10 protein-coding genes are annotated in these 10,957 nt (G+C 72.0%); 6 read left to right on the top strand and 4 right to left on the bottom strand.

Going from position 1 to position 10,957, the window contains the following annotated elements; all coding sequences use genetic code 11:
- Positions 1–134: 134 nt before the first annotated feature.
- The 3 genes from JGS22_RS12625 to JGS22_RS12615 all read left to right on the top strand — a co-directional run bounded on the left by JGS22_RS12625 (position 135) and on the right by JGS22_RS12615 (position 3,783).
- Positions 135–1,496 (top strand): ABC transporter permease, encoded by a 1,362-nt coding sequence (locus tag JGS22_RS12625; protein WP_211043773.1) that lies wholly within the window; start codon positions 135–137, stop codon positions 1,494–1,496.
- A gap of 77 nt (positions 1,497–1,573) precedes the next feature.
- Positions 1,574–2,953: an FtsX-like permease family protein gene (locus tag JGS22_RS12620; protein ID WP_211042336.1), complete on the top strand. Its 1,380-nt coding sequence runs from the start codon at positions 1,574–1,576 to the stop codon at positions 2,951–2,953.
- A gap of 5 nt (positions 2,954–2,958) precedes the next feature.
- Entirely contained in the window at positions 2,959–3,783 is an 825-nt protein-coding gene (locus JGS22_RS12615; protein WP_211042343.1) for an ABC transporter ATP-binding protein, read from the top strand.
- Positions 3,784–4,351: 568 nt separating this feature from the next.
- Here the strand turns inward: JGS22_RS12615 and JGS22_RS12610 are convergent.
- The 4 genes from JGS22_RS12610 to kilB form a co-directional block, all read right to left on the bottom strand.
- Positions 4,352–5,374 carry an ADP-ribosylglycohydrolase family protein gene (locus tag JGS22_RS12610; protein ID WP_211042337.1) on the bottom strand — a complete coding sequence of 341 codons (1,023 nt, stop codon included), beginning with the start codon at positions 5,372–5,374 and terminating at the stop codon, positions 4,352–4,354.
- A 212-nt stretch (positions 5,375–5,586) separates the two neighbouring features.
- The gene (locus JGS22_RS12605) at positions 5,587–6,060 is read right to left on the bottom strand and encodes a GNAT family N-acetyltransferase (RefSeq protein WP_211042338.1); all 474 of its coding nucleotides are present in this window, start codon (positions 6,058–6,060) and stop codon (positions 5,587–5,589) included.
- Between the two features lie 244 nt (positions 6,061–6,304).
- Positions 6,305–6,832, bottom strand: a complete 528-nt coding sequence (locus JGS22_RS12600) for a DinB family protein (protein ID WP_211042339.1) — start codon at positions 6,830–6,832, stop codon at positions 6,305–6,307.
- A gap of 167 nt (positions 6,833–6,999) precedes the next feature.
- Positions 7,000–7,467, bottom strand: coding sequence for a plasmid transfer protein KilB (gene kilB, locus JGS22_RS12595; protein WP_211042340.1), 468 nt, complete (start codon positions 7,465–7,467; stop codon positions 7,000–7,002).
- A gap of 305 nt (positions 7,468–7,772) precedes the next feature.
- Here kilB and JGS22_RS26300 point away from each other — a divergent pair, with 305 nt between their 5' ends.
- From JGS22_RS26300 to JGS22_RS12580, 3 genes are all read left to right on the top strand, one after another.
- Positions 7,773–8,042: an SCO4848 family membrane protein gene (locus JGS22_RS26300; RefSeq protein WP_236073132.1), complete on the top strand. Its 270-nt coding sequence runs from the start codon at positions 7,773–7,775 to the stop codon at positions 8,040–8,042.
- Positions 8,043–8,044: 2 nt separating this feature from the next.
- Complete coding sequence (locus tag JGS22_RS12585; RefSeq protein ID WP_211042341.1) at positions 8,045–9,607, top strand: metallophosphoesterase; 1,563 nt, start codon at positions 8,045–8,047, stop codon at positions 9,605–9,607.
- Positions 9,608–9,798: 191 nt separating this feature from the next.
- A complete protein-coding gene (locus JGS22_RS12580; RefSeq protein WP_211042342.1) occupies positions 9,799–10,935 on the top strand; it encodes an ADP-ribosylglycohydrolase family protein in 1,137 nt (378 codons plus the stop codon).
- The last annotated feature ends 22 nt before the right edge of the window (positions 10,936–10,957 follow it).

Below are 10,957 nucleotides of genomic sequence, written 5' to 3'. Positions count from 1 at the left end.
GGGCGGCGCCCGGAGCGCGTACTTCGCCCCCACGCTCGGGCTCCAACGGCGTTCCTGTCACCCGTGGTTGAGCTCCTTATGCCGCTGTGACGCTCTTATCTCACCGCAATGAGCGGACTGCTTTCGTCCTCGGCATGAACTTCGTCAAGCGTGCCGGGACCAGCCTCGGTGTCAGGAGGTCGAGGACCGCCGGGCTGCTGGGGATCTTCTTCGTCATCTGTGTCCTGCTGCTCGGAGGGTTCCTGCTCCAGGGAGCCGCCGCCCGTCAGGAGGCCGACGCCCAGCGGACCATCGGCGTCGACGCCACCGTCCGGAAGGACGGTCTCAGTCCGGCTCTCGCCGATCGGCTCGGCCGCTCCGAGCTGGTGCACCGCTACAACGCGGAGGTTCCGGTACGGGCCGCCGCGGCCGGTTTCGAGCCGCTCGTGCCGGAGGCACCGCCGCCCGCAGACGCGGAACGCGGGGCGAAGGGCGAACTGGGTGTGGTCGGAGTGCGCGACTCGGGAATGCTGCTGCCGTTCTCGTACGGAACGATGAAGGTCACGGCCGGCCGGGGCATCACCGAGGCCGACCGGGGCAGACAGGTCGCGCTGATCGAGCGGCGGCTGGCCGAGCGGAACGGGATCGAGCCCGGCGACACCGTACGGGCTCGTCCTGCGAGCGGCGGACGGGCAGTTCCGCTGAAGGTCGTCGGCGTCTTCCAGGACCCGTCGCCGTCCCCGTCGGGCTGGCAGCCGCCGTACGAGCTGGCCGGCAACAGGTTGTACGTACCGGTCGGCACCGCCCAGCAGTTGGGCGGCGACACCGCCGACGAGAGCTCCGGTGCCGCATCGGTGCAGAGTGCCGTCTACCGGATCGGTTCGCCGGAGCTGGCCGAGCAGTTGCACGCGGAGGCCGAACGGCTGCTGGGCGCAGGCCCGTTCGACTTCCAGGTCAACGACAAGGCGTACCGCGACCAGGTGCGGCCGATCCAACGCATGGGCACGTTCGCGGGGTTGCTCATCTGGGTGATCGCGCTGGCCGGCGCCCTGATCCTCGGATTGATCGTGATGCTCCAAATCCGGGAGCGGCGCTCCGAGTTGGGGGTGCTGCTCTCGATGGGCGAGAAGAAGTGGAAGCTCCTCGGCCAGCACGCGGTGGAGATAGCGGCCCTGGCGCTGCCCGCCGTCGCACTCGCCGCACTGGCCGGTTCGCTCGCGGGGCAGCCCGTCGGCGACGCGCTGCTCGGCTCGCGCCCGTCCGACACGGGACGTGCAGCCAACGCCGAAGACGCCGCCGGCACGGGACGCGCGGCCGGGGACGACGAGTCGACCGGAAGCGGTCGGAAGCAGCGTGCCCCGGACGGCGTGATCGCGCCGCCGACCGTACGGGTCGAACCCGCCGACGTCGCCCGGGTCGCCGGTATCGGACTCGGAATCTCCCTGGTCTCCACCGTCGTACCGGGGGTCGCGATCCTCCGGCTGCACCCCCGCTCGATTCTCACGGACGCCGACTGACGCCGGTAGACGCCGCCGCGGCCGTCACCCCCGCCGGTCCCCGCCCCACTCCACGTACGGAAGAGAGCCGACAAGCCATGAACTTCGTCAAACGCGCGGGGCTGAGCCTCTGGGCGCGCAAGGGTCGCACCCTGATCACGCTCGCCGCCTTCCTCGTCATCTCCGTGATGGTGCTGGCGGGTGTGTTGATCGACGGTGCGACCGCGCGGGCCGAACAGGACGTCAAGCAGTCCGTGGGCGCCGAGGTCAACCTGGAGATGGATCTGGGCGACCTGGGCGCGGGCGCCGGGATGCAGGCCCCTCGGATCGACGCCGGAACCGTCGACGAGCTGGGCCGGCTGCCGCAGGTGCAGAAGTACACGTACGAGGTGTGGGACCGCGCGATCCTGGACGACGGGCAGAAGCTGGTCGGGGGCGGTCCGCAGAACCCGATGGGCGAAGGCGGCACCGTCGGTATGGGCGTCCTGGACACCTCGCTGCTGCCGGACTTCCGCAGCGGCCGGTTCACTCTGCTGTCGGGCGAGCATCTGACCTCGGCCGACCGGGACCGCAAACGCCTGCTGATCGAGGAGCGTTTCGCGAAGGAGAACGGGCTGAAGGTCGGTGACCGGATCAGCCTCACCGGCAACGACGAGAAGACCGAGGCCGACTTCACCGTGGCCGGCGTCTACCGCGATTCGCGTCCCACCGACGAACCGGACGCCGAGTACGGCATCAGCCCGGCCAACATGCTCTACGGGTCGGTGGGCGGTCTCGGCTCCCTCAGCTCGGAGAACGAGAACGGGCTGCAGGTCAGCAAGGCGACGTTCCTGCTCCAGGGCGCCGAGGCGCAGGAAGCGTTCGAGGAAGCGGCGGAGAAGGAGGCCGGATCGGAGCTCGACGGCTTCGCGCTGGCGGCCAACGACAAGGCGATCGCACAGATGACGGGCCCGTTGGACTCGATCCGCGGGACGGCCACCGCCGCCATGTGGCTGATGGGCCTCGCCGGCGCCGCCGTCCTCGCGCTTCTGGCCAATCTCGCCGTCAAGCAGCAACGCAAGGAGTACGGAGTCCTGCTGGCGATGGGCGAGCGCAAGAGCAGCCTGATCGCCCAACAGGCCCTGGAAGTCGTCCTGGTGGCGACGGTGGCGATCGGCCTCGGCTCGCTCCTCGCCCCGGCCCTGACGCAGAGCGCGGGTCAGGCGCTGCTCGGCCGGGAGGCCGCCGCGGCCGAGGAGAAGCTCGATTCCTGGCAGCCTCCACCCCCCGGCAGCACCGGAATCGGCGAGGGCATCGACATGGACGACCGGCCCGTGGAGAACGCCGACCCGGTGGACCGCATCACGGTCGCGCTCTCCTCCTCCGACCTCGCCACCGTCGGCGCCGTCGGGCTCGGTGTCGGCGTGCTCGCCACCGCAATACCCGCCGCCGCAGTGCTGCGGCTGAACCCCCGCGCCATCCTCACGAAGGGCAAGTGACCGCCATGAACCTCTCGGCTTCCGACACAGGCCAGACCCCCGAGACCACCAGGACCCCCGGGACCACCGGGACCACCGGGGGACCCGGCGCTGCCGGCGCCCCGGCCGCTCCCGCCCCGACCGACGGGAGCGGCTCCGGTGACCGGACCGTTCTGCGGCTCACCGGTGTCAGCCACACCTACGCCGGCGGACGCCGTCGTACTGCGGTGCTGAAGAACATCGACTACGCCTTCGCCCGCGGCACCTTCTACACCGTGCTGGGCCCGTCGGGCAGCGGCAAGACCACGCTGCTCAGCCTCGCCAGCGGGCTCGACGCACCCACCTCGGGCAGCATCAGCTTCGACGGCCGGGACCTCGCCGAGCTGGGGCTGGGGCGCTACCGCAACAGGCACGCCGCCACGATCTTCCAGCAGTACAACCTCCTCACCTATATGACGGCGCTCCAGAACGTCACCACGGCCATGGAGATCACCGGCGCGAAACCCGTGTCGGGCAGCCGCCGCGGGCGCGCGCTCGAACTGCTCCAACAGGTCGGTCTGGACCGGGACATGGCCCGGCGCAACGTGCTGCGGCTCTCCGGCGGTCAGCAGCAGCGCGTCGCCATCGCGCGGGCGCTCGCCTGCGACGTCGACATCCTCTTCGCCGACGAGCCCACCGGGAACCTCGACGAGGACACCGCCCAGGGCATCGTCGACATCTTCCGCGAACTCGCCCACAAGCAGGGCAAATGCGTGGTGGTGGTGAGTCACGCCCAGCAGGTGGCCGCTCAGTCCGATCGTGTACTCACCCTGCGCAAGGGGCGGTTGACCGAGCAGGTGAACCCCCGATGAGGCAACGCGGGCCCCTGGCAGTCTCGTTGTCTCTCCTCACGCTCTCCCTCGTCTGCGCATTCGCAGCCTGCGGCGCCTCCGGCGCACCTCCGAAACCCGGCCCTCGCCGCACCAGGCGTCCAGCGGCGACGCAGAGATCGACGACAGCCGGACTCCCGACCTGCCGGACGGCTGGATCGGAGCCCTGCGCGAGTACGCGGACTGTCTGAAGGAGAACGGCGCGCGGGGAGTCGAGGTCGACGAGGTGCAGGGCGGTCTCGACATGGGCGCCCAACTGCCCCCGGAGGCGGTGGAAACCTGCCGCGCGCACAACCCCGTGTATCAGGAGCGCTGAGGAGGCGACGGGCGGAAGGGCGTCCATCGGCCCCGCGCCCGCACCGCGTTGCTCCCGGACGCGCCGTACGCCGTACGCCCCGTGCGCCGTACGCCCCGTGCACCCCGTACGCCGTACGCCGTACGCCGGGCGCCCCGTACGCCGGGCCCCGGACGGGCCATGCCCGGCTGCCGGGGTGCGGGTGCGCCGGCCACGAGCGGGCGCACGGGGCAGGAGCGGGGCAGGCCTGGCGGGTCAGGGGTTCCAGGGGGCAGCGAGGGCGAGGAGTTCGTCGCGGTGCTCGATCCGCTCCACCCAGGCGCCGGGCCAGGCGTCGGCTCCGAGGTGGGCGCCGGCGAACGCGCCGGTGAGGCAGGCGATCGAGTCCGAGTCGCCCGAGGAGCAGGCGGCGCGCCGCAGAGCGACGACCGGCTCGTCGGGGAAGAGCAGGAAGCACAACAGACCGGTGGCCAGGGCCTCTTCGGCGATCCAGCCGGCGCCCGTCGCCAGGCACGGGTCCGCCTCGGGCGAGACCGTGCGCAGAGCGGCTTCGAGCCGGTCGAGGATCGCCAGGCACTCGTCCCAGCCGCGCGCGGCGAAGTGCTCGGCGGTCGAATCCTGCGCACGGGCCCAGAGGTCGCCGAGCCAGTCGTGGTGGTAACGGGTGCGGTTGTCATGGGCGTAGGTGCGCAACCGCGGTACGAGCTCGGCCGGGTCGACGCCGTCGGCGAGAAGGCGCACGGCGTGCGCGGTGAGGTCCGACGCCGCCAGGGCGGTCGGGTGGCCGTGGGTGAGACCGGACTGCAACTGGGCTGCACCGGCGCGCTGTTGGTCGTCGAGCCCGGGTACGAGCGCGACGGGGGCGACGCGCATGTTCGCCCCGCAGCCCTTGGAGTCGATCCTGCTGGCGTCCTGCCAGGGCCGGCCCTCCCCCGTCAGCAGTGCGCAGGCGGCGAGGCAGGTGCCGCCCGGGGCCCGGTTGTTCTCCGGTGACCGGTACCAGGCGATGAACTCCTCGCGCAGGGGGCGCACCAGGCCGTCCGGACCGAGGTGTTCGCCGGCCCGGGCGGTGGCGAGCGCGCGGGCGACGGCGAGCGCCATCTGGGTGTCGTCGGAGACGAGAGCACGGCTCGGCAGCTCCATCCCGCGCCAGGGCCCACAGGCGGCGAGGATCGAGGGCACGTCGTCGAACTCGGTCGGGTAACCGAGAGCGTCCCCGAGCGCGAGCCCGAGCAGTGTTCCGGTGGCGGCACGTCGGCTCTGCGCGGAAGTGGTCATCCAGGTTCCTTCCCCCATTTTATCGTCATCATGACCATAAGGGGGGAGGGCCACCTCCGCAACGGGCAGGGGCGCCCACGGGGCGACGGGAGCGCCCATCCGGCGGTTGCCGGTCCGGGTACGCCGTGCCGTACGCGGGCCGTACGCGGGCCGTACGCAGTCGGCGGCCGTAGGAGCGAACCGGTACGCGGCCCTGCACGGGCAGTACGGCGTCAGTCCAGGTCGAGCGCTCCCACCGTCTCGCCGCCGCTGAGCTCCCCGGTCGGACGGAATCCGAGCCGTAGGTAGAAGTTCTCGGGACCGGACCCGCCCGGCTGCCAGGTGGTGAAGAGGCGGGTGTGCCGCCCCCTGCGACGGATCTCCTGCGCGACGGCGCGGACGGCGAACCGCCCGTATCCGCGGCCCTGTTGGGCGGCGGCGATGTTCAACCGCCACAGGCCGGAGCGGCGGTCGTCCGGAACGGCGGGGTTGAAGTGGATGTCGTGGAAGGCCATGACGAAGCCGACCGGAGTCTCCCCGTCGACGATCAACCGGGGCCAGGCGACCTCCGGCCAGACATACGCCTCGGCCAGCGAGGTCGCGACGGGATCGACGAATCCGCGCTGGTCGGGGCGGACTTCCAGGGCACAGGCCGCTTCCACGTTGGCGGGGGTGAGCACTTCGAGGCGCGGCGCGGGGGCGGTCATCGCCGCAGCGTAGACAGCGGCGCCCGGGGCCTCAACGGCATTTCCACCCACGGGAGTCGGGCCCACGGGCGCGCCCCGCGGAGTTCCGCGCGCACGGGTGCCGCGCCCACGGAGTTCCGCGCCCACGAGGTCGCGCACCGCGGGAGTCAGGCCGGTGGGGTCCGTGGGCCCGTGGAGTCCGTGGGGCCGTCGGACCCGTGGGGCCCGCCCGTCGGGATCACGCCCCGCCCGCCTCCGCCGTCGGTCAGAAGTAGCCGGTCTCGCCGTCGAGGAGTTCGCGGATGACATCGAGGTGGCCCGCGTGCCGCGCCGTCTCCTCGATCATGTGCACCAGCATCCAACGCAGCGACGCCTGGCCGACCTTGAAGTCCGCGCGCCTGCCCCTGTCGTCCAGCGAGGCCGCGGCGGCGATCTCGTTGCTCCGCGCGCACTGCACCTGGTACTCCTGAAGCAGCTGCTCCAGGGGGACGTCCGCGGCCGGCCGCATGTCGGCGTCCTCGGGATCGTCGAAGAAGCTCGGGTTCTCCTTCTCCGAGCCGCCGAGGAACATCACCTCGAACCAGGTGTGCTCGACCCAGCGCAGATGCGCGACCACACCGGCCACCGTCATCAGCGGCGAGGTCGGTATCACCGAACGTCGGGCGGCCTCGTCGGAGAGCCCCGCGCACTTGTAGTGAATGATGCCGCGCTGCATGTCGAGCCAGTTGTTCAGCTGGCCGCGTTCGTCTGCGGTGAAGGGCGGTCGGATGCGCTCTGGCGCGGTGTAGGTCATGGCGGGCGACCCTAGTACGCCGGATCCGTCCGCCGCACCCGGTTATTCCGGGGTTGCGGACCTCCGCGTACGGGCCTCCGCCGAGGACGCGACGACGAGAGCGACACCGCCGGTTTCGACAGGCCCAGCAGCACGGCCCCGCCGGCATCTCCGGCTTCGGGACCGTGTCAGCGCAGATGGGAGGCGGCGGCGCGCACGAAGCGGTCGTGGGCCCGGAGGCTGCGGTCGCGCGCGGCCCGGAACTCCTCGGCCGGCGTGTCCTTCTCGTACAGCTCCGCCACCGCCTCCGCAGCCGCGTCGGCCGCGGCACGCAACTCGTCGTCGTCGACGAGGAGTTGGACGCGGGTCAACCTCTCCATCATGGTGGTCCGCACATCGAAGGCCTGGCTGGATACCTCGCTGGGGTCCTCCGAGCCGCCGCGCCCGTTGCTGCGGTACCAGCGGTAGCTCATCATCCGCCGACAGTCGTAGACCGCCGCCGCGTACCGTACGCAGGCTTCCAACCGCTCCTCGCGGCGCCGCTCGTCCCGCGTCTCGCGGTTGGCCGCGGCAGTGGCGCGGCTCTGGAGCAGATGTGAAAGGACACCGCCGGCAAGAGTTCCAGCCACCGCGATGACCGCCGTTATCGCGTCCATGACGCCCAGTCGATCACGAACCGCCCCCGCCGGCCAGGCAGTTGGGCGGGCGACGCGGCGTACGGACGCTTCGGGCTGCGTCCGTACGGGCGCAGACGTACAGACGCGCACGCACGGACCGCACACGTACCGCCGCAGGCGTACGGGACCGCGCACGCGCGGCTGGGGAGCCACGGGTCCCGGAGAGCCGGGCGAATATCACCCCTGTTTCCGGAACTCCTCGGCCGGCCGCGCCGTTCTGCTGGACGGTGCATGTGCGTCGCCCCTCGGACGAGGGCCGCGGGAGTGCTGTTCATACTCGAGGTATGAAGCTCAGCCGCCCCGTGTCCTGGTTCCTGCTCGCGTTCGGGGTGTGGAGCTGGTTCATCTGGGTCACGTTCGTCCGCAATTTGTGGAAGGACGGCAGTGGACTGGCCTTCGACGAGGCAGGCGATCCGACCGGGTACTTCTGGGTGCATCTGCTCCTCGCGGTCACCTCGTTCCTGCTGGGGACGGCGGTCGGAGTCATCGGCCTCAGAGGCTTGCATGCGCTGCGGACGAAGTCCGAAGACGGCCATGGTGTGGGAGCGGCGTAGCGATGTTCGTAGTGGTCTTTCTGGTGATCACCTGTGTGGTCGTCTCGGCGCACTGGTATCTGTGGCGCCGTCTGGTGCGGGATGTGTCGGTCCCCGGCGGCTGGTGGCGGCGGACGGGCACGGTGCTGGCGTTCGCGATGCCGTCACTGCTGGTCGCCGCGATGATCACCACGCGTTCCGACGTGCCGTTCGCGCTTCAGCGGACGCTTGCCTGGCCGGGGTTGATGTGGTTCGCGGTGGTGGTCTATCTGCTGCTGACCCTGCTGGTGCTGGAGGCCGTACGGCCGTTGGTGCTGCGCCTGCTGCGCCGTCGCGACGCCCGTCGTGCGGGCGCCGACGGCAGTGAGCGACCGGCCGCCGAGGAGGCGCCCGCAGCCCTGGCGACGACCGGGTCCGCGCACGCCGATTCCGCTCCGGACCGGCCCGTCACCTCCGTGGCCGGTCACACCGAGCCCGCCGGGGCCGCCGACGCGGCACCGCCGGTCGAGGCCGCACTCGGCCCGGACTCCGATCCCGCGTGCGGCACGGCCACAGCCGTCGCCGACAAGCCGGCCACCGCGACCGCTGCACCCCCTGCCGACGGTGCGAGCCCCGGCTCCGACGGCACCAACAACCCCGACGGCACCCCCGAGCGCAACGGCTCGCACCGGCTCGGGACCGCAGCGCCGACGGCCCCGGCGCCGTCCGAGACCCCCGCGACGGCGGGCCGCGGCGGTTGTGACGGCCCGGCGGACGCCTCCCGCCGCCGTTTTGTCGCACGGGCCGCGGCGATCACCGCCGGTACGGTCGCCACGGTGACGGTGGGCGCCGGTACGCACTCGGTGCTCGCCGCGGGGCCGAAGGTCAAGCGCGTGGACGTCACCCTGGCGAAGCTCCCGCCGGCCGCCGACGGCTACCGGATCACGCTGATCAGCGACATCCACATGAGCCCGGTGATCGGCCGCGGCGTCACCCAGCGGATCGTCGAGCGGGCGAACGCCACCGACCCCGATCTGATCGCCATCGCGGGCGACCTGGTGGACGGCCAGGTGAAGAACCTCCGCGGCGCCGCCCAGCCGCTCGGCCGCCTCAGAGCGCGCGAGGGCGTCTTCTTCGCCACCGGGAACCACGAGTACTACTCCGGGTACGAGGAGTGGAACTCCCATCTCGCCGGAGCCCTCGGCATACGCGTGCTGCGCAACGAGCGCGAGGAGCTGCGCCACTTCGACATCGTCGGCGTCAACGACCTCGCGGGCGAGGAGCACGGCGACGCCCCGGACCTGCCGAAGGCGCTCGCCGGCCGGGACGGGAAGCGCCCGGCGGTGCTGATCGCGCACCAACCGGCCATGATCGACGAGGCGAAGCAGCACGGCGTCGATCTCCAGCTCTCCGGCCACACCCACGGCGGCCAGATGTTCCCGGGCAACTTCCTGGCCGCGCTGGCCAATCCGACCCTGGTCGGGCTGGAGCGGTACGGCGACACCCAGCTGTACGTCACGCGCGGAGCCGGTTCCTGGGGCCCTCCGGTACGGGTCGGCGCCGAGCCGGACATCACGGTGCTGACGCTGCGTGCGGGCCGCTCCTGAGCGGCACGGACGCTCCGGCCGGGCAGGCCACCGGCGCCCTGGCGGCCGTCCCGCACGCCCCGCCGCCCGGCCCCGTAAGCCCGCCGCCCGATCCGAACCGGACAGAAAACGGACCCGAAGCGGACCGAAGACTGACTGCTGCGCCCCCGGACCGGTCGTCTAGGGTGCTCCATGCCAGCCGGTCATGAGCGATGGGGAGGGCGTCGGTGGCGGCTACCGGTACCAGCACGTGGGGACGTACGGAGCAGCAGGACTTCCGCAGCCGCGTACGGGGCTGCCTGCTGGGCGGGGCGATGGGCGACGCGCTCGGCGCGGGCGTGGAGTTCCATTCGCTGCCCGACATCCGGGAGGCACACGGCCCCGACGGGATCACCGATCTGGTTCCCGCGTACGGCCTGCGGGGCGCGATCACCGACGACACCCAGATGACGCTGTTCACCGTGGACGGGCTGATCCGGGCACACGTACGGCGGGACACCGGCGCCTGGCACCCGCCGACCGACGTGCACGCGGCGCATCTGCGCTGGGCCGCCACCCAGCGGGACTGGGGCCCCGACGAGCGTCGGGAGAACGACGGCTGGCTGGCCCGAGAAGAGTGGCTGTACGCGCGGCGCGCACCCGGCAACGCCTGTCTGAGCGGGCTCGGGGACGCCCGGATGGGCACGCTGGAGCAGCCGAAGAACCCGAACTCCAAGGGCTGCGGCACCGTGATGCGCTCCGCGCCGTTCGGTCTGCTGGTGGGCTGGGAACCGCAGTTGGTCTTCCAACTCGCCCTGGAGTGCGCCGCCCAGACGCACGGCCATCCGACCGGAGTGCTCTCGGCGGGGGCGTTCGCGGTGATCGTGCACGCGCTCGCGCGCGGCGACTCCCTCGACGCGGGTGTCCAACAGGCCCTGGCGCAACTGGTGAACAGGCCCGACCACCAGGAGACCACCGACGCGCTCAAGCGGGCGCTCGGCGCGGTGCGGCAGGGGATGCCGTCGCCCGAGCGCGTCGAGTCGCTCGGAGAGGGCTGGACGGCGGAGGAGGCTCTGGCGATCGGGGTGTACTGCGCGCTGGTCGCCGAGGACGTGCGCCACGGTCTGCTGCTGGCGGTCAACCACGGCGGAGATTCCGACTCCACCGGCTCGATCTGCGGGAACCTGCTGGGAGTTCAGCACGGCGAGACGGCCCTGCCTCCGAACTGGGTGACCGAGCTGGAGGGCCGCGCGACGATGCTGGAGCTGGCCGACGACTTCGCCATGGAGATGACCCAGGGCCCCGCCCTGCACTCCCCGGCCGCACCCAGCGCCTCCACGGGCTGGCTGCGCCGCTACCCGCGCGGCTGACCACCGACCCCACACCCCACAC

The sequence above is a fragment of the Streptomyces tardus genome (assembly GCF_018101125.2).
In the GTDB taxonomy this organism is placed as follows: domain Bacteria; phylum Actinomycetota; class Actinomycetes; order Streptomycetales; family Streptomycetaceae; genus Streptomyces; species Streptomyces tardus.
This window is presented reverse-complemented; position numbering and strand designations above follow the sequence as displayed.